The organism is Leisingera coralii (assembly GCF_049056525.1).
GTDB classification, from domain to species: Bacteria; Pseudomonadota; Alphaproteobacteria; order Rhodobacterales; family Rhodobacteraceae; genus Leisingera; species Leisingera coralii.
This window is the reverse complement of the sequence record NZ_JBHUPT010000014.1, coordinates 140,532-159,011: the sequence shown is the minus strand read 5'-3', so window position 1 is coordinate 159,011 and position 18,480 is coordinate 140,532. Positions and strand designations below refer to the sequence as shown.

The 18,480-nt window shown below is 59.6% G+C and carries 21 protein-coding genes; 5 read left to right on the top strand and 16 right to left on the bottom strand.

From position 1 onward, the window contains the following. The first annotated feature begins 26 nt into the window (after positions 1-26). On the top strand, positions 27-950 hold the full coding sequence (locus ACFMBG_RS05620; protein WP_421053727.1) for an AEC family transporter: 924 nt from the start codon (positions 27-29) through the stop codon (positions 948-950). A 23-nt stretch (positions 951-973) separates the two neighbouring features. On the opposite strand, the gene ACFMBG_RS05615 is transcribed toward ACFMBG_RS05620, so the two are convergent. The 5 genes from ACFMBG_RS05615 to ACFMBG_RS05595 are packed head-to-tail and all read right to left on the bottom strand — an operon-like array spanning position 974 to position 4,536. Continuing rightward, positions 974-2,182: a benzoate/H(+) symporter BenE family transporter gene (locus tag ACFMBG_RS05615; RefSeq protein WP_421053726.1), complete on the bottom strand. Its 1,209-nt coding sequence runs from the start codon at positions 2,180-2,182 to the stop codon at positions 974-976. Continuing rightward, positions 2,175-3,062 carry a 3-oxoadipate:acetyl-CoA acetyltransferase gene (locus ACFMBG_RS05610; RefSeq protein WP_421053783.1) on the bottom strand — a complete coding sequence of 296 codons (888 nt, stop codon included), beginning with the start codon at positions 3,060-3,062 and terminating at the stop codon, positions 2,175-2,177. The genes ACFMBG_RS05615 and ACFMBG_RS05610 overlap by 8 nt, the downstream gene beginning before the upstream one ends. 58 nt (positions 3,063-3,120) lie before the next feature. Beyond that, on the bottom strand, positions 3,121-3,273 hold the full coding sequence (locus ACFMBG_RS05605; RefSeq protein WP_152612168.1) for a DUF1289 domain-containing protein: 153 nt from the start codon (positions 3,271-3,273) through the stop codon (positions 3,121-3,123). A gap of 28 nt (positions 3,274-3,301) precedes the next feature. Then, on the bottom strand, positions 3,302-4,159 hold the full coding sequence (locus tag ACFMBG_RS05600) for an alpha/beta fold hydrolase (RefSeq protein ID WP_027233526.1): 858 nt from the start codon (positions 4,157-4,159) through the stop codon (positions 3,302-3,304). Continuing rightward, entirely contained in the window at positions 4,156-4,536 is a 381-nt protein-coding gene (locus tag ACFMBG_RS05595; protein ID WP_036796608.1) for a hypothetical protein, read from the bottom strand. Before ACFMBG_RS05595 ends, ACFMBG_RS05600 begins: the two co-directional genes overlap by 4 nt. 288 nt (positions 4,537-4,824) lie before the next feature. Between ACFMBG_RS05595 and ACFMBG_RS05590 the strand changes: the two genes are divergently transcribed. Continuing rightward, on the top strand, positions 4,825-5,700 hold the full coding sequence (locus ACFMBG_RS05590) for a dioxygenase family protein (RefSeq protein ID WP_421053725.1): 876 nt from the start codon (positions 4,825-4,827) through the stop codon (positions 5,698-5,700). 97 nt (positions 5,701-5,797) lie between these two features. Next, positions 5,798-6,688: a LysR family transcriptional regulator gene (locus ACFMBG_RS05585; RefSeq protein ID WP_421053724.1), complete on the top strand. Its 891-nt coding sequence runs from the start codon at positions 5,798-5,800 to the stop codon at positions 6,686-6,688. 29 nt (positions 6,689-6,717) lie between these two features. Here ACFMBG_RS05585 and ACFMBG_RS05580 read toward each other — a convergent pair whose 3' ends face one another. The 11 genes from ACFMBG_RS05580 to ACFMBG_RS05530 all read right to left on the bottom strand — a co-directional run bounded on the left by ACFMBG_RS05580 (position 6,718) and on the right by ACFMBG_RS05530 (position 16,860). Further along, complete coding sequence (locus tag ACFMBG_RS05580) at positions 6,718-7,416, bottom strand: ABC transporter ATP-binding protein (RefSeq protein ID WP_421053723.1); 699 nt, start codon at positions 7,414-7,416, stop codon at positions 6,718-6,720. Then, on the bottom strand, positions 7,409-8,152 hold the full coding sequence (locus ACFMBG_RS05575; protein WP_421053722.1) for an ABC transporter ATP-binding protein: 744 nt from the start codon (positions 8,150-8,152) through the stop codon (positions 7,409-7,411). Before ACFMBG_RS05575 ends, ACFMBG_RS05580 begins: the two co-directional genes overlap by 8 nt. After that, positions 8,145-9,149, bottom strand: coding sequence for a branched-chain amino acid ABC transporter permease (locus ACFMBG_RS05570; RefSeq protein WP_421053721.1), 1,005 nt, complete (start codon positions 9,147-9,149; stop codon positions 8,145-8,147). Before ACFMBG_RS05570 ends, ACFMBG_RS05575 begins: the two co-directional genes overlap by 8 nt. A gap of 4 nt (positions 9,150-9,153) precedes the next feature. Next, entirely contained in the window at positions 9,154-10,023 is an 870-nt protein-coding gene (locus ACFMBG_RS05565; protein WP_027233519.1) for a branched-chain amino acid ABC transporter permease, read from the bottom strand. Positions 10,024-10,079: 56 nt separating this feature from the next. After that, on the bottom strand, positions 10,080-11,255 hold the full coding sequence (locus ACFMBG_RS05560; protein WP_421053720.1) for an ABC transporter substrate-binding protein: 1,176 nt from the start codon (positions 11,253-11,255) through the stop codon (positions 10,080-10,082). A 57-nt stretch (positions 11,256-11,312) separates the two neighbouring features. Next, a complete protein-coding gene (gene benD / locus ACFMBG_RS05555) occupies positions 11,313-12,092 on the bottom strand; it encodes a benzoate diol dehydrogenase BenD (RefSeq protein WP_421053719.1) in 780 nt (259 codons plus the stop codon). Then, positions 12,089-13,111, bottom strand: coding sequence for a benzoate 1,2-dioxygenase electron transfer component BenC (gene benC, locus ACFMBG_RS05550; protein ID WP_421053718.1), 1,023 nt, complete (start codon positions 13,109-13,111; stop codon positions 12,089-12,091). The genes benD and benC overlap by 4 nt, the downstream gene beginning before the upstream one ends. 73 nt (positions 13,112-13,184) lie before the next feature. Next, entirely contained in the window at positions 13,185-13,712 is a 528-nt protein-coding gene (benB, locus tag ACFMBG_RS05545) for a benzoate 1,2-dioxygenase small subunit (protein ID WP_421053717.1), read from the bottom strand. A gap of 12 nt (positions 13,713-13,724) precedes the next feature. Then, positions 13,725-15,113: a benzoate 1,2-dioxygenase large subunit gene (benA, locus tag ACFMBG_RS05540; RefSeq protein WP_027233514.1), complete on the bottom strand. Its 1,389-nt coding sequence runs from the start codon at positions 15,111-15,113 to the stop codon at positions 13,725-13,727. Between the two features lie 70 nt (positions 15,114-15,183). After that, entirely contained in the window at positions 15,184-16,332 is a 1,149-nt protein-coding gene (locus ACFMBG_RS05535; RefSeq protein WP_421053716.1) for a muconate/chloromuconate family cycloisomerase, read from the bottom strand. 270 nt (positions 16,333-16,602) lie between these two features. Beyond that, positions 16,603-16,860 carry a helix-turn-helix domain-containing protein gene (locus tag ACFMBG_RS05530; protein ID WP_421053715.1) on the bottom strand — a complete coding sequence of 86 codons (258 nt, stop codon included), beginning with the start codon at positions 16,858-16,860 and terminating at the stop codon, positions 16,603-16,605. Positions 16,861-17,118: 258 nt separating this feature from the next. On the opposite strand from ACFMBG_RS05530, the gene ACFMBG_RS05525 reads away from it, so the two are divergent. Next, complete coding sequence (locus tag ACFMBG_RS05525) at positions 17,119-17,364, top strand: hypothetical protein (protein WP_421053714.1); 246 nt, start codon at positions 17,119-17,121, stop codon at positions 17,362-17,364. A gap of 156 nt (positions 17,365-17,520) precedes the next feature. After that, entirely contained in the window at positions 17,521-18,435 is a 915-nt protein-coding gene (locus ACFMBG_RS05520; protein WP_421053713.1) for a GIY-YIG nuclease family protein, read from the top strand. The last annotated feature ends 45 nt before the right edge of the window (positions 18,436-18,480 follow it).

The following is an 18,480-nucleotide window of genomic DNA, read 5'->3' as shown; positions in this document are numbered from 1 at the left end:
AGCGGCGCCTTCCAAAGTGATTCACCATGACCGATGTCCTGCTCCTAATGCTGCCGATCTTCACGATGATCGGGATCGGCAGCCTCTTCGTGTCCCGCAGATGGTTTCCCGCAGACGGCCTGCCGGTTCTGAACCGGTTCGTGATGAATGCCTGCATTCCAGTGCTGCTGTTTTCCGCAATCGCAAACGGCGAAACGCTGGCGGATTTCTCCTGGCTCAACGCATTCGTCTTTGGCGCCGCATCGCTAGTGTCGAGCGCGGTTCTGTGGGCCATCCTGCGCTTTGCCCTGCACGAACCGGCCCCGCAGCGCATTATCCTGGCGCTCGGCGGGGCGGCCGCCAACACCATTTTTCTCGGCTTCCCGATTGCCTCGGCCTTCATACCCGGCAGCGCGGCCAAGGTCTTTTCCTGGGTCGTGTTCGCCGAAGTCGCGATCATCATCCCGGTCGTGACTACACTGGCGCTGCTGGCCGAGAACACATCCGGTCAGAACGCCTTTGGCGCCGCTTTGAAAGCACTGGCGCACAGCCCAGTCGTCTTGGGTCTGGCCGCCGGTTTCGCCTTCCTCGCGACCGGCCTCACCCTGCCGGAATGGTTGGACCGGGTGGTCACGTCAATCGTCGCCGCCGCGCCGTTCATCGCGCTGTTCGTGATCGGCGGCAGTATCCTGCAATTCCGGGTGTCGCGCAGCGGACCGCGTGTCGCGGCCGTCACCGTGGCCAAGCTGATCATCCACCCGTTTGTGGTCGGCGGTGCCTTCTGCGCTGTATTCGGCTGGCAGGACCCGGTAGCGCGGGACGCGGTCCTGTTTTCGTGCATGCCGCTGTTTCTATCCTATGCGGTGTTCTGCGGCCGCCACTCAGTCGGTGAAACCGGCGCGTCGGCCATTGTTCTGTCAACGCTTTTTGGGGCCGTCACGGTGCCCGTCATCCTTGCCCAGCTGTACTGAAACCGCATGCAAAGGGGGGCCGCTCACGCCGCCAGCCGGTCCACCATCCAGCGGCCAAACCGCGTCAGGAAATGAAACACGATGCCCGCCACGACTCCCCAGAATGCCGCGCCGATCCCGAAGAGCGACACGCCGGATGCGGTGAAAATGAAGGTGAGCAGCCCAGCCTGCGCATCTTCGGACGCCATCATTGCGGCGGTAAATTTCAGGATCGGTTGCAGCAGCGCCAACCCCGCCAGCAGTGCGATGACGGAGGATGGCAGCATGATCAGGATGTCGACGATGCTCCCGGCATAGAGCCCGCCGAGGCAGAAGAACAATCCGCAGGCAACACCCGCAATGTAGCGGCGCTCCGGGTTTTCGTGACTGTCTGGCCCTGCGCAGAAAGCAGCCGTGATTGACGCAAGCGCGGTGCTGATCCCGCCGAACACCGCGGCGCCCGCGGACGCAAGCCCTCCAAAGATCATGATCGGATTGGCCGAGACCGCGTAGCCATTGGCTCTCAGAACCGCCATTCCTGGCAGATATTGCCCGCTGAGAGTCGTTATTAGCAACGGCACTGCAAGACTGAGCATCGCTGCCACCGAGAACTCTGGCGCTATTGCTTGTGGCTGCGCCATCGACAAGCTCACCGATGTGATCGATGTTTCATAAGCGATGGAGGTGAGCATAAGAGCCAGCCCAAGCAAAGCGAGCACGGCATAGCGCGGCACGGTGGCGGTGCAAATTGCGAAGGCTGCGATGAGAACGGAGACCACCACCGGATCTGTGGTCAACCCGCCTGCAGCCTTGAGGCCGAAACCGAACAGGATACCCGCCATCATGCCGTTAGTTACGGCGGGAGGAAGGACTTTCACGAGCCGATCGAACAGGCCGGAAATACCGATGAGGACCAAAGCCGCCGCGACGGCAATGTAGGCACCTGCCATCTCAGCAGCAGGCAAAGAAGGACCGAACCCGATAAGAAGCACGGTTCCAGGCGCGGACCAGGCCATGGCGACAGGGACACGGAACCACAGGCTGAGGACGATGCTCGACAGCCCTGCCGCGATCGAGATTGCGAAAACCCACGATGTGAATGCCGGCCGGGAAATTTCCATGGCCTCGGCAGCACTGAGATAGATCAGCAGAGGACCGGAATAAGATACAAGGACTGCAAGGAAACCGGCCCCGACGGCGGAGCCGGAAATGTCCCCCAGGCGCAGTCGCTGGTATCCAGCCGTATCAGACAATTGTGGCCGCCGCGGTTTTTTCGGTCTCGCCTCGGTTCATGCTGTCGGTGGGCAGGCGAAGCCCGAGGATGCGCCGCGCTTCCTGCCAGGTCGCGACGGGGCGGTTGTTCTTTGCGCAAATTTCCGCGGTTCGTCGAACCAGAGCGGCATTGGAGGGGGCCAGCGTGTTCCGGTCGAGGCGGACATTGTCCTCAAGCCCTGTACGCGCGTGCCCGCCCGCAGCAATCGCCCATTCATTCAGCGTGAGCTGATTGGCCCCGATGCCGGCCGCGCACCATGGCGCATCGTCACCGAAAAGACGGTGAACGGTGCGGATGTAGTAGTCAAACACATCCCGATCGACCGGCATGGCGTTCTTCACCCCCATCACGAACTGAATGTAGGGTGTGCCCGCAAGCTGGCCTTCATCGGCCATCTGTCTGGCTTTCAGGATGTGACTAAGATCGAACGCTTCGATCTCTGGCTTGACGTCGTAGGCCAGCATTTCCGAAGCCAGCCAGGCCACCAGATCCGGCGGATTCTCGTAGACACGGGTTGGGAAATTGTTCGACCCGACCGAAAGCGACGCCATGTCAGGCCGCAAGGGCAGCATCCCGCCGCGTGTCTTGCCCGCACCCGACCGCCCGCCGGTCGAGAACTGGATGATCATGCCCGGGCAGTGTTTCTCGATACCTTCCTTCAGGGCCGCGAATTTCTCAGGGTCCGATGAGGGCGTCTCATCCTCATTGCGCACATGCGCATGAACGATGGTGGCACCCGCCTCAAAGGCTTCGTGGGTCGATTCCACCTGCTCCGATACGATGATTGGAACAGCCGGATTGTTGGCTTTGGTCGGCAGGCTGCCGGTAATCGCCACGCAGATGATGCAGGGGTTTGTCATTGTCTTGTTCCGGTTTTGCCGCGTCACGGGAAATGCGGCACGTCAGGTTTGGATCCGTTCAGGAGCGTGCCTTGCGCGATGCGGAGGCCTTGCCGGCCTGCCTCATACTCTCGATGGCGGCGCGTTCTTCGTCGGTGAAGAACATCCATGCGGCCTCTGCCTTTTTGTGCTTCTTGCATCCTGGACAGGGGTTGTCGGCATTCTTGCACATGGCTCCTCCTCCCGTGCTGATTTGAGTGTCAGGCCGCCTTCGCAGCTGGTTTGGGCATTTTCCCAAGAGCTTCGACGAAGAAGGGACGGAACCCGTCCGGGTGTTCGCTCATCGGGAAATGTCCGAGCTTGTCCATCACAGCGAGCGTCGCGCCAGGGATCGCCTTGGCTGTCCGCTCGGCATCCTCGGGTGTGCATGTCAGGTCGTAAGCCCCGACGATGATGTGAACAGGGGTATTTGCCGTAGCGATCGTCGGCAAACGCGGGATCAGGCTGTCGTCCTTTGTGTAAAAACTCAGATCGCCACGGAAAACGCCGGGACCACTTTGCATGAACATCCACAATGTGTTCCAGCGCTCGGCATTTGGCGCGAAGGGGGAAATGTTGGCCGAAACAAGCGCTGCGCCCATCTCGCCGCCATGGGCATCCGGGCGGTGGAACCAGTCGATATCATACCAGGCGGGCTGGAAATCAGAGGCTTCTATTGCGATAAAACCGCTGAATTTCTCGGGATGCAAAGCCGCGAGTTGCAGCGCGATGCGCCCGCCCATAGAGCAGCCAGCCAGAACCGGGCATTCCAGCCCAAGACCGTCGATGACCGCGAGAACGGTCTCGATATAGGCTTCGGTGGTCAGCAGGTATTCCTGGGTCTCAAAGCCTTCAGGCGGCAGCGATTTTCCGTGCCATGGCATGTCAAAAGCGATCAGGCGGTTCGAAGCGGTGATCTCTGTGTCGTTCATCAGATGACGCCACTGGCGGGTATCAGCCCCGGCGGTGTGCAGACAGATGACCGGACGGCCCTGCCCTGCTTCCTCGAAATAGATCCGGCGGGGCGCGCCGCCCACGGTGACGGTGACATAGCGGCCGGTGATCGGTTCGATACTCATGCGGCCAGCTCCTTTTTTGCGCGTGCCAGCGTCAGCACTTCCTTGAAGAAGCGCAGGTTTTTGACGAGGCTCAGGATGTCGCCATCAATCCGGCCCCGGCCGATCTTCACCAGCCCGAAAATGTCGTGAAACCCCGGCTCGGGACGGGCCTGCCAGAACTTTTCCAGTGCTTCGGCATCTGTGCGCAGGGCAAATCGCCAGGGTGTCTTGCGGCTCGGACCTTCTACGACGGACACGATGAGCCCTTTATCGAAAGACAGGTAGTACTCGCTGCCGTCGATCTCGATCAGCACCGTTTCGGAAAACAGACAGCCGAGGCGCAGCAAGTGCGGCGTCGCCTCAAGGCTTTGCTGAATATGCTTGAAGGTATCGATCACCTCAGCCTCCCATGCGATAATTTACAGAAGCGTTGGTGCCACGAGCCAATACAGTGAAGCCATGCCATCCCGGGTATGGGGCAATACTCTCAGGTTGGGCGCATCTGGAATGCCCTTATAACTGCTTGATTTAAAGGACACTCCGAGGGCTACAACCGTTTGCGGTATTGCCCGATACCGCCCCAGGCATTGGGATGAGGAGCGATTGGGGGGAAGTTCGATCGCAGACGAGGGACGGTGGAGCGTCCTGTATTCGAACCCCCAGACAGCCAGGAGGAGGAATTATCCATGGGCATCGTCAACCAAGAAAACATTACAGAGGTTGTGATCGGCAGCCTCGGCCAGCACGGCGATATCAGCGACCGTGAACGCGAGATCGCGACAGGCATCATCAAGCACATGCATGCTTTCATCAAAGACGTGAAGCTTCAGCATCACGAATTTCTGGCCGCCTGTGATTACCTTGCCCGCGCTGGCCAGCTTTGCAACGACAACCGCCAGGAATTCATCCTGCTGGCCGATATCCTGGGCATCGAAGTCCTGGTCGACATGATGACCAACCCGGTCGAAGGCAACGAGAGTGAATCGACCGTGCTCGGACCATTCTACCGCGAAAACCCGCCAGTCCTGCCCAAAGGCGCGTCGACCATTCAAAAGCACTTCGACAACGAAGAAACAGCCTACTACGAAGGTTACATCCGCGACGAGAACGGCAACGGCATTCCTGGTGTAACGCTCGATGTCTGGGAGGATGCACCGAACGGCATCTACGAGAACCTCGATCCTGACCAGCCCGAATACAACCTCCGCGGCCGGTTCGAAACCGACGACAACGGGCACTATGCCTTTGTTGCCGTCCGGCCTGTCCCCTACCCGATCCCCGACGACGAGACGGCAGGGGAGCTGCTGCGCTTTATGGGGCACCACCCGAACCGCCCTGGCCACATGCATTTCGTTATCTCCAAGGACGGTTACCGCCCGCTGATTAGCCAAATCTACGATGCCGACAGCGAATGGCTGGAGAACGACAGCGTGTTTGCCGTCAAGGAAAGCTTGATCGGCAAGTTCAAGCCGGCCCCCAAGGAATTGGGCACTGATCTGCACTTCGAGTTCGACTTTGTGCTTAAGACCGGTGCCGCCGAGCAGGCCGTAGCCGCCGAGTAAACCACTTCACCTCCCACCAAACTGACCCCCGATTTTCGGGGGTCTTTTTTCATTTGATGGGATCGCTTAACGTGAATTCCTGAGGGAGTGCCTGAAAATGAACTTCAAACAGCTATCCTATTTCATTGCGGTGGCGGAAGAATTGCATTTTGGGCGGGCAGCTGAGCGTCTCGACATGGCGCAACCACCGCTCAGCCGCCAGATCAAGCAGTTGGAAGAAGAGCTTGGTGCAATCCTATTCAATCGCGGCCGCAGCGCGATCACGATGACTCAAGCAGGGGAAAGGCTGCTTGAGCGTGGGAAATCAATCTTGGCCCAGATCGAAGATACCCAGCTGGAAGTACGCCGCTTGGGCCAGGGGGCTGAGGGGCGTCTGCGTATCGGCTTCGTTGGTTCTGCGACCTTTGGCATACTCCCAAACATCATCCGGTCCTACAGAGCGAATTATCCGGAAGTGAACCTTAGCCTTATCCCCATGAACAATGCAGATCTGCATAGGGCCTTGGTGTCACGCGAACTCGACGTGGTGTTCGCGCGCCCAACGCTTAAGGATCCAGAGTTCCTTTCGAAACACCTGGTCGAAGAAAGGCTAATCCTAGCCTTACCCGATATTGTGGACACGGGGACACGCTCAGTCGCTAAGCTTGAGCGCCTGAAGACGCACCATCTAATCCTCTACCCTGAGAAACCCCGCCCGAGCTATGCGGACATGGTTCTAAAAGCTATCGAAGACGCCGGTTTCGAAGCGCCGCTACGCATCTGGTGCATGGATCTGCAAACCGCGCTCGGCTTGGTTGCCGTCGGCGAGGGCGTTTGCATCGTGCCGGAGTCAGTTGCAAACGCCCCGCGGAAGGGCATGAAATTCCTCAAGATCGAACCGGAAGTCGCGCGCACCGAACTGTCTGTTAACTACCGGTTAGACGAGCAAGGCCTGCATGTGAAGAACTTCGTCAACATCGCGCAAAAGGTAGCCCGCAAGGTTTTCTAGTTGGACAACCAGTATTCCAGACGGCCCAATTACACACCAAGCCAGGTATGCTGCGAGCTCTCGTCTGCCTTGATCTCTTCTGCACTGCCAGTCCAGACTACCTGGCCTTTGCCAACCACCACCACGTCATCGGCAAGCGAGGTTGCAAAACCAAAGTTTTGCTCCACGATGATCATCGAAAGCCCGGCTGCCTTCAGGTCCTGGAGCTTGTCGTGGATCAGTTTCACAATGATCGGCGCCAGGCCCTCGGTCGGTTCATCGAGGATCAGGAGGCGGGGATTCATCAGCAAACCGCGTGCAATCGCCAGCATTTGCTGCTCGCCGCCTGACAGTTGGGTGCCGCCGTTGTCCATCCGCTCCCCAAGACGGGGAAAAAGATCCAGAACCCGTTCCATCGTCCATTCGGTCTTGGTTCCGCCAAATCGCTTAGCCGCTATCTCCAGGTTTTCGCGCACTGTCAAAGACGGGAAGATGTCACGCGTTTCAGGAACGTAAGCGATACCACTCTTGGCGATGTCAAATGGTTGCCTCGCGATCGGTTTACCCTCGAAGGCGATCTCACCGGACTTGATCGGAAGGAGACCCATGATGGTTTTCAGCGTGGTGGATTTTCCTGCGCCATTGCGGCCCAGGATGGCCAGCACCCTGCCCTTTTGCGCTTCCAGCGAAAGGCCATAGAGAACTTGCGTTTCGCCATAACCGGATTCGATTGCCTTCAGTTCAAGCATCTTCCCAGCTCCCCAAATAGATTTCCTTTAGCAGGCTTGACCCGCGGGCCTCCTCCGGCAAGCCGCCAAAGACAACTTCGCCGTAGTTGAGCACAGTGATCGTGTCCGCCACATCGAAGGCGAGGTCCATGTCGTGCTCGATGATGAGCATTGTCAGGTCACGCGGCAGATTGTTCAGCAAGTCGTGAAACCCCTTCGACATCTCAGGCCCGACACCGCTAGTGGGTTCGTCCATCAGCAGTACAAGCGGCCTTGTGGCGAGCGCGACGCCAACTTCGAGCTGGCGGCGCACGCCGTAGCTGATCTCAGATACTTTGGCGTGAATGAACGGCATCAGGTTGACCTGTTCCGCCACCTCCTCGACGATTTCGCGAACGTCGGGCTTTGCCAGGCTATCTGCCCAAAGCTGCGTCGCGTTGCCGGTATGCACGGCAGCGGCAAGCCCAAGATTTTCCTCAACCGTCAGACCGTCGAACAGAGTATTCTTCTGGTAGCTGCGCGACAGGCCGCGGCGGGCGCGTTTGGCAACAGGCAAGGCGGTGACATCTTCGCCAGCGAGATGAACCGATCCGTTGTCGGGCGTGAGTTCACCCACCAGTTGGTTGAACAGCGTTGTCTTGCCCGCGCCATTGGGCCCCAGGATCACGCGGCGTTCTCCCCGCTCCAATTTCAGCGATACATTGCGGGTGACGTGGACGGCACCAAAGCTCTTGTCCAGGTTACGTGTCTCAAGCATCGGTCAACACCTCCTCGGACTCCTGTTTGCGCGTTGCATCAGCCACGCGGCGTTCGACCCGGGCACCCCAGCGGGCTTCGATCCAGCCGAAGATACCGTTTGCGCGGCTCATCACGACAGCGATCAGAATTACGCCGACAACAAGATGCCAGTGTGCCGTCAGCGAACTCAGTTCATGCTTGAGCAGCACAAAGGCGGCAGCGCCCACGAGCGGACCAACCAAAGTTCCTAAGCCGCCAAGGATTACGACAACCAGTGCCTCGCCGGACACAGTCCAGCTGAGAAGCCCGGGCGAGATATACATGATGTGCTGCGCAGCAAGAGCGCCGGCGAGGCCGGCAATCATGCCCGACAACCCAAACACATCCGCCTTGATCCGCCAGATCGTCAATCCAAGCGCGCGCATCCGTTGTTCGTTGTGCATGACACCCGTTAGCGAACGGCCAAGCCCTGAACGCAGAATGAGAACAGATGCGCCATAGACCGCGCCAAGGATGGCTAGGCAGAAGAACGCAAAGCTGCGGCTGTCATTCAAATCAACTCCGATAAAGCTCAGATCCAACCGGGAAATACCACCCAGCCCATCGTCTCCGCCAAAGATTGGGGCTTCGAACACGTAGGAATAGGCCATTTGGCCGAAGGCGAGCGTCGCCATAATGAAATAGATTCCATGGCTGCGTGAACAGATTGCGCCGATGATCCAGGCGGCGGAACCGGTCAAAGCGATGGCGCCAGCCATGGCCACGGACGGCGCGAGGCCCGCCTTAGCCGACAAGATGGCGTAGGCATAAGCGCCAACGCCCATCAGCGCGCCGTGGCAAAGCGATACCATGCCCCCAAAGCCCGCAACGATGTCGAGAGCCAGCACAAGCATGGCCAGGATCAGGATTTCGGTCAGGATTTCCAGCCCGAAGTACTCGGCGGTAAAGACCTGAAAGAGGGCACCTGCGGCCAAAAGCACGAGGACCATGTAGCGAAGAGCATTGTGACGAAACATCGGCTTATCCTTTCGCAGGAAACAGGCCCACGGGCTTGATCACGAGGACAGCAGCCAACAGGGCATAGATGAGTATAGAAGCGAGCTGCGGGGCCAAAACCGCGCCGAAGGTCTGAACGAAACCATAGATCAGCGACCCGGCGATTGCGCCTTTAAGCGAGCCCAGACCGCCTATGACAATCACGATCAAAGTCGGGATCAGGATCTGTAGACCCATATCCGGCGTAACGCTCAAGAGCGGCGCCGCGACGACCCCCGCAAGACCTGCCAGCGCGCATCCGACGCAGAAAACGATGAAGAACAACCGTTCAACATTGATACCGAGACAAGACGCCATGGCATCGTTGTCGACGCCGGCCCGGATCATCGCGCCGATTTGCGTACGGCTCAGCACAAATGCGAGCGCTGCGAAGATGGAAAGTCCGAGAACGATGATGAACAGCCGGTAGGCCGGATACTCGATGCCCAGGAACGTCAGCCGACCAGAAAGCAGCGCAGGCGCGTCGATAGCCAACGCCAGATCGCCCCAGAAAATCCGTGTCAGATCGAGCAGCACAAAGATAAGCCCAAAGGTCACGAGCACCTGGGCCATAGGACCGGACTTGCGCATCCGTTTGATAAGTCCGGAATAAAGCAAAATGCCAACCCCGGCCACGGCGACAGGCGCAAGAAAGAACCCCATCCAATATCCACCGATGGCGGCCAGAGAGGCGGCAAAGTATGCCCCCAGCGCATAGAGCGATCCATGAGCAAGATTGACGAAGTGCATCAGCCCGAAGATGACCGTCAGGCCGATGGAAAGCAGAAAGAGCAGCATGGACAGTTGCAGCGCATTCAGCGCCTGAAGCGTCCAGAAACCAAGATCATGTGCCATGAGAGGCCCTCCTCGGAATATGGGCCCGGCCACACGGGGGCGGCCGGGCAGCATTGTCAGTTGGAGACGGGGGCCATCTCGCAGCCGTTGGCTGGGTCGGCCTCGGCGGGCAGCTCGGCCAGCACCTTCTGGGTCAGCCCGTTTTCACCAGCCACGGTTTCGTAGACGTAGACCGGCTGGACGATATTGTTGGTAGCCGGGTCGATCGACAGCTTGCCGCGCGGCCCGTCAAAGCTGACTTGGCGCAGGGCTTCAGCCAGCGATGCCCGGTCGTGAGCACCGGTTTTGGCCGCCTCGACCAGCGCCCGGGCCGCGTCATACCCCTGCACGGCGAACTCCGACGGCAGACGACCGGTCTTGGCCTGGAATGCCGCAACAAAGGCGGCATTGGCCGCGTTGTCTAGCGTCGGCACGTAATGCAGCGCGGTGATCACACCCTCGGCGGCCGGACCTTCGGCGTTGACATACAGCGGCGAGGTCAGGAAGCCGGAGCCATATAGCGGCAGATCCGCCTTCAGCCCGAAGCTATTATACTGCTTGACGAAGGCGATCGCCTCGCCGCCAGCATAGAACACATAGACCGCATCGGCGCCGCTTGCTTTGGCTTGCGCCAGATAGGGACCGAAATCCTGGGTTTTCTGAAACGGGGTGAATTCCTGCCCGGCGATCTCTCCACCCGCGGCGGTGAAAGTCTCAACGAAGCCCCCGATCATCTGGCGGCCCGCCGCATAGTCCGGGGCCAGCGTATAGACTTTGCGGATGCCCTGATCGTACATCCATTGCCCCATCGGGCGGTTCACCTGGCCATTGGAAAATGACATGCGGGTGATATAGGGCGAGCAGCTTGCCCCGGTGGCATCATCATTACCGGCATTGGCCACGATCAGCGGCACACCGGCGCCATGCACCATGTCGCGCACGGCGCCCAGAACACCTGAGCTGACGATGCCCGCCACAACGTCAACCTTGTCTTGCAGGATCAGCTTCTTGGCCTTGCCAAGCGCTACGGGCGGCTTCACTTCGGTGTCCTCGCGGACAATTTCGAAACCCGTGCCGGCTTCGCTACCGAACTGTTCAAGGGCCACGGTAAAGCCCGCTTCGATATCATTGCCGAGCGCAGCATAGACGCCTGAAAACGGCAGCAGCAAGCCGACTTTGATGTCCTCTTCGGCGGCTGCGGGCACAGCAAGGCTGGTGGCGAGCCCGAGGGCCGCCAGGATTGCGCGTTTCATTGTAGTTTCCTCCTGTTGGTTTTTCCGGCCCCTCCTCAGGGCCTGTCCAGCTCGGCGCTAACCGAGATCACCGCCCCCCACCGGCACCGTTACACCGGTGATGTAGGATGCGTCCTCCGACGCCAAGAACAGGATCGGACCGGCCTGTTCGTCGAGTGTTCCATAACGTTTCATCAGCGATGACTGCACCGTCTGATCGACGATGGTCTTGTACCAGTCTTCGCGCTGTTCTTCCTCGGCATTGGGATTGCGTGGCACTATACGCGGCGGCGCCTCGGTGCCGCCGGGGGCGGCGGCAACCACACGGATGCCGCGCTCGGCCACTTCCCAGGCCAGGCTCGCCGTAATCGCATTCACACCGCCCTTGGCCGCCGCGTAAGGCACGCGGTTCAACCCGCGCGTGGCGATGGACGACACGTTGACGATCACGCCCGAGCCTTGCGGCAGCATATGCTCAATCGCGGCCCGGCAGCAGTACAGCGTCGGGAACAGCGACCGGCGCACCTCGGCGTCGATCTGATGCGGCTCGTAATGCTCAAAGGGCTTGGCCCAGATCGTGCCGCCGACATTGTTGACCAGAATGTCGATCCGGCCCCACAGGTCCACCGCGGCCTGCATCGCCTCCGCGCAGCCCTCCCAGGTTTCCAGGTCAACCGCGACCGCCTGCGCTTCACCGCCCGCGCTGCGGATCATATCCGCAGCCTCCTCGCGCGCGGGGGAGCGGTCCACGATCAGCACCCTGGCGCCCTCGGCCGCGGCCCGTTCGGCAACCCGGCGGCCGATGCCCTGGGCCGCGCCGGTGACAACCATTACCTTGTCATCAAACCGGCGGCTCATGCAGCTTCCGCCTCTGCTTCGGTCGGGTTGAACTTCTCAAAGTAGAAATTCGCAGGCTCGACCCCTAGCTTGCTGAAGTGGCCCCGCACCGCATCGACCATCGGCGGCGGGCCGCAGAGATACACATCGCAGTCGCCGCCGTTCAGATCCCCGGCGGTGACATGATCGGTGACAAAGCCCTTGCGCTCATGCGCGTCTTCCTCCGCAGCCAGAATGGTAATGACGGTGACATTTCCGATCTTGCCCGCCAGCTCCTGCACGCGGTCCAGTTCCACCAGATCGGCGGCGCGGGTCACCGCGTAGTACAGCACGATGGGATGATCCGTCCCCTGCTCCGCCGCCTGCTCCAGCATCGACAGGAACGGCGCGAGGCCGGTGCCGCCGGCCAGCCATAGCTGGGCGCGCTCGATCGGGCGCAGATAAAACGCACCCATCGGCCCGGTCAGCGTGACGCTGTCGCCGGCCTTGGCCCGCTCGCCCAGATAGCTGCTCATCACGCCCCCGGGCAGATTGCGGATCAGGAACGTGGCCTCATCGGCACCGGGTGCGGAGGAGAAGGAATAAGAGCGGTGCTTTCCGGTCCCCGGAACGGTGACGTTCACATACTGGCCGGGTAGAAAGCTGACCGGTTTGGCCAGTTTCACTCGCAGCCCGAATGAGGTCTCCGATAGGGTGTCGACGCCCAGCACCTCGCCTTCGACAGCCTCCGGTGCGGTCTTGCAGGCAGCGGAGGGCACCGGGACGCGCACCACGCAATCACTTTCCGGCGTCATCTGGCAGGTCAGCGCAAAGCCCTGTTCCGCCTCTTCGTCGCTCATGGACTCGTCCATATAGAATTCCAGCTCGTATTCGCCCTTTTCGACGAAGCACTTGCAGGTGCCGCAGACGCCATCCCGGCAATCCATCGGCAGGTTGATCTTTTGACGGAAGGCCGCATCGGTCACCTTCTCGTCGTCATCGCACTGGATGACGCGGGTGACGCCATCTTCGAAATTCAGGGCAACGTTATAGGTCGTCATGGCATGCTCCTCCCTTGGCCGCGCACCCTGACGTGGATGCGCGGAGCTCTTTAAGTTCCCGAAATTCCCGGGATCAGATGTGGTAGACGTCGATCACGTGGTGAATGTGATCGTTCTTAAGGACCACCTTCTTGTCGGTGATAAGCGGATTTGGGCCGCTGCTGTCGATCGTGTAGAACGACGTGCCCCAGTGCTGGTCGGTTTTGCCGTAGCGATAGCTCAGCGTTTGCCAATTGAAGCGCACCTTGAATTGCGTGCCCTCCCGGCTCAGCACTTCAATCCCCGAAAGGTAATGGTTGGTACGCGGTTCAGGCAGCGATGTTGCAGAAGACCGGTCAGTCTTGATACGGAACACGCGGTCCTCAATGCCCTGTTTGTTGGGATAGTACATCAGCGACATCTCATTCTGCGGATCTTCCGTCAGATTGTCGTAGTCATCCCAAGCGGGCATCCAGAACGCGCAGTCCGCGTCATAGAATGTCAGCCAGGTGTCCCAGTCGCGGTCATCCAGCGCACGGGCCTCGGCATAGAGGAAGGCCTGGATGTCTTCAAAGCTCATCCCCGGGCTGGTGTTGGTGCGTTCAAGTGTTTCAGTGCTCATGTCTTTTCCTCCTCACTCAGCCGCGGTGCGTGCATCAGGCGCAGTGGCGCGTTCCTTGGCGATGGCTTCGCCCATGCGCTCAGACCAGTTGGTATGCTGAATGACAAAGAGACCTTCGTCTTCGGTGCGGGCCCCGGAAAGAACCGGGTTGATCCCGAGGGCCTTGGCATCGTCATCAGGGCCCTCGATCCACTGGGTGGCGCCACGGGTCAAGTCATTCCATTTGGCATGTGCCGCGCCTGCGTAGCCGCGCTGAGTGGCCCGGAATTCCTCGGTATCGTCCGGGGTCGCCATACCGGAGGCGTTGAAGAAATCCTCGTACTGGCGAATACGGCGGCTGCGGGCCTCTTGGCTCTCGCCCTTGGGTGCAATGCAGTAGATCGTCACTTCAGTCTGATCGACACTGATCGGGCGGAAAACGCGGATCTGCGAGCTGAATTGATCCATCAGGAAGACATTCGGGTACAGGCAGAGGTTACGCAGAACGCCCACCATCCACTCTGCCTTGGTCTTCCCGTATTTCTCGGTCCATTCCTCGAGGCGCGGATAATTCGGGCGGTTGGTCGGGTCCGCCCACTCTGTCCAAAGCAGGATATGGCCGTTCTCATATGCGTGGAAACCACCGCGCTGCTTGGCCCATTTCGAGGCATCTGTCGCCTTGATGTTGTCTTCCTTGCCATCGTCGGTACGGTGCGCGGTGGTAGCGACGTAATTCCAGTGGACAGCGGATACGTGATAGCCATCGGCGCCGTTTTCGGCCTGCAGCTTCCAGTTGCCGTCATAGGTATACGTCGAGGACCCACGCAGCACCTCAAGCCCTTCGTCAGCCTGGTCAACGATCACGTCGATCATCTTGCGCGCCTCGCCGAGATAGTCCTCAAGCGGCTGCACATCGGCGTTCAGCGAGCCAAACAGGAAGCCACGGTAGTTTTCGAACCGTGCAACCTTTGTCAGGTCGTGGCTTCCGTCCTTGTTGAACTGCTCGGGGTAACCCGCGCCTTTGGGGTCTTTGACCTTCAGAAGCTTGCCGGTGTTCGAGAAGGTCCAACCGTGGAAAGGACAGGTGAACGTTTTCTGGTTGCGGCGCTTAAACCGGCAGAGCTGCGCGCCACGGTGCGAACATGCATTGACCAGTGCGTGCAGTTCACCGTCCTTGTCGCGGGTGATAACGACGGGTGTACGGCCCATGGTAAGTGTAAAGTAATCGCCCGGCTCTGGGATCTGGCTTTCATGGGCCATGTAGATCCAGTTGCCTTCAAAGATGTGCTTGATTTCAAGCTCAAACAGTTCTTCGTCGGTGAAGATATCCCGACGGCAGCGGAAGACGCCGTTTTCGGGATCATCTTGGATCGCACCGTCGAGGCGGGCCTCGAATTCCTCGAGATTAGATTGTGTGAACATCAGTCGTCCTCCTCCTGACAGCCGCAACGCTTTGGTAGCGTTTTGACTGGCTTTGATGTCATGCCGCTGGTTATTGCCCGGCGGCGGCTTTCATATTCCGGCCGCCTTCACGGCGGAAAAATGCGACCTTGTCGGGGTCAAGTATTGCGCCGATGCCGTTGCCTTTCGGGATTTCAACGCAAAAGTCGCGGTAAGTGATCGGTTCAGCCAGAACCTCGTCGGTCAGAAGCAAGGGGCCAAAGAATTCAGTGCCCCAGTGTAGGGTCTCAATGGTGGAAAAGAGCTGGAGCGCGGCTGCTGTCCCCAACCCGGTTTCCAGCATTGTGCCGCCATAGAGGCCGCGCCCTGCCGCCTGCGCGATGGCAATCACCTCAGACGCCCGCTTCAGCCCTCCGGACTGCGCCACTTTCACGGCAAACACATCCGCAGCATTCGCCTCGGCTACCGCCAGGGCATCTTCCGGACCATTCAGGGCCTCGTCTGCCATAACGGCAATCTCGTAGCCGCTGGTCAGTTCCGCCAAGGCGCGACGGTACCGGGCCGGAACAGGCTGTTCGACCAATTCGCAACCCGCGTCCTGAAGACCCTTCAGGCCCCATCGGGCGTCCTGCAGTGACCACGCAGTGTTCACATCGACGCGGATACTGGCGGCATCGCCAACGGCTTTCTTGATCCTGGCCACATGAGCCACGTCTTCCCGCACGGAGCGTTTGCCGATTTTCAGCTTGAAGATGTTGTGGCGGCGGGTCTCGATCATCTCCTGGGCTTCCGCGATATCCGTTTCGGAATTGCCGGAAGCAAGTGTCCAGGCAACCGGGAGCCTATCATGCACGACACCCCCGAAGAGCTGCGAGACCGGGACACCGAGACGCTTGCCAAGCCCGTCCCAAAGCGCGATCTCCACCGCCGTCCTGGCGATGCGGTTGCCCTTGACCAATTTTTCGATCCGCTGCATCGCTCCGTTCACGTTGTCACCGTCGCAGCCCAGCAGCACGGGTGAGATATATGTGTCGATGGCAGACTGGATGCCTTCGGGGCTTTCGGCGCCATAGCTCAGACCGCCGATGGTGGTGCCTTCGCCAATTCCCTCGGAGCCGTCAGAGAACTTGATCTTAACCAGAACCGCCGTTTGGACCCGCATTGTAGCCATGGACAGCACGTGCCCCCGGATGGTCGGTATATCGAGGATCATCGTCTCGATCTGGTCGATCTTGGTCACGGGTTTCACCACATCTGCAAGTTACGTTGAGATGCAGGTTGCCCGCTGCGGCGAGATTCTGTCGATGATGGGTGGGGTCTTGGGTGATACCCTTCGGCGTGTGGCTCAAAAGAAGGTACCAGCAGCTATCAGTGCTCACTAGGGTAACAGCGAAAAGTGCCTGAGCGGTCTTTTACAAATTGTCGGCCCGGAACCTGGAAAACAGAGGTCAGTTTCTGAAGGAGCGTCAGCGCTGCTCAGCTATTACCACAGCATGCGAATTTTCTGCGGTCACAAGTGGTGACTAATGGGCACCGCGGCCTCGACATAGGCCAGAAGATCATGAAGCTCCGCCCCAATCGCACGCGCGATAACGATCAATTCAACGACATCAATCCTGCGCTGTCCGCTTTCAATTCTCGCAACCATGGACTGCTGGCAATTTAGCTTTTTCGCAAGTTCCGCCTGCGAAAGGCCAGCCGCCTTTCTTGCTTCGACCAAGACTTGGCAGAGCACCTCCTGACCTTTGCTGTGAATCGTGTTGCTCATTGCCGCTTCGCCTTGCTCAGCGGCACAATGATCTATAAATCAGATTATCTAAAATTTAGATATTTCACAGAACTGGAGCGAACGTGATCAACTACCCCACTGGTTTTGAACCGAAATTTTTGTTGGAAAGCGAACTGCATCTCAGCACGGCACGAGAGGAATCGCTTTGAAACGACAAACTCAGGAATTCGATCAACGTTCGCACCCGGCGCTACTTGTCCGACCCGTTCTTGCGTCCGATCTGTGAACTGAAGTGCAATGGAGCAACCGATTTTCGTCAGCGCCGATGATTTGCCAATGCAGCGCATGGGCATGCTGCTGCATTTTCTGATCGAATCTGAGAGCCCGGACGAGGCACTTCGGTTCCAGCAGCTGATGCATGAGCACCGGGACCTTTTCACTACCGATGATCCCGGTGTCCGCGAAGCGCTGAATCGAGCGGCGCGGCAAGTCGACGCCGTGGTGGAGATGGCAGTGACAGCCCCGGATTTTGCGCCGGTCTGATCCGCCCAATCCCTTCCTGACATAACCTGACCTGGCCACCGCAGCGGATCTCTCCGCCTGCGCCCGGCCGCGTCATACCCAATTCCAGATTTTCCCGGCAGGTGCCCCATATCCGGCGCCTGCCCCCTCTCCCGCTTTGCGCAAATGGAGTTCTCAATGTCCCATACATCAACCGCGACGCCCGCCGCCTTCCCGCTCACCATTCACCCCCACTGGCGCGCGGCCGCCGAAGCCAGAGGCTTCGGCATCCTGCAGCGGGTCAAGGACCGTTATCACCTTCTCCTGTCCTGCAAGGCCTGCGGGGCAACGCACATGAGCAAAATTTTTGTGGTGATGAACAGCCAGCCGCAGTGCCCGCGCTGCATTGAAGCGCGCTGGCAGGCCGATGCCGAAGCCGCCGGGCTGCAGTGGGCAGGCCGCGACCCGCAAAGCCGCCATCACGGCTTCTACATCGCGGACTGCCGACACCGTTTGCGCCGCCAGTTTGAGCTGATCAAAAGAGCTGCCGCCGGGACCTGCGACGTACGCTGCGAACTCTGCCAGCAGCAGAAGGAGCAAGAAGAAGCCGAAGCCCAGGGCTGGGAGCTGATCGGACCGGACCCGGACGGCGGCCCGAACTATCGCCTATACCGGCATCCAGAATGCGGCCATGAACAAAGGGTGGCCCGTGCCAACATGCAAACTGGCCGGTTCGGGTGCGGCTTATGCGGAGAGGACTGGCCCGCAGCACCGAGCCATCTCTACGCCATGCAGTTCAAGCTTCCAAACGGGACCTGCTTGGTCAAACTAGGTTTTTCACGGAACCCGGATTCCCGCCTGCGCCACCAGTTGCTGAAGCACCGTGACCTGGACGCGAAGATCCTGAAGACCGTTCCGATGGCAACCGGGCAGCTAGCCTTGCAGACCGAGAAGCGGCTGCACGCGAAGCTGCAGGCGGGTTTTCCCGATCTGGTCGCGCCGCCAGACCTCTACGCCGGTGAATTGAGGGTCAAAAGTGAGGTCTATTTCGCCGATGCGGCCCAGGTGATCTTCGCGATGCTCGACGCCATCGAGCCAGAAGAAGACAGCTAAGCGCCCCCTCCCCTTCAAGTTCCAACGTTTCCCGCCCGGTTTCAC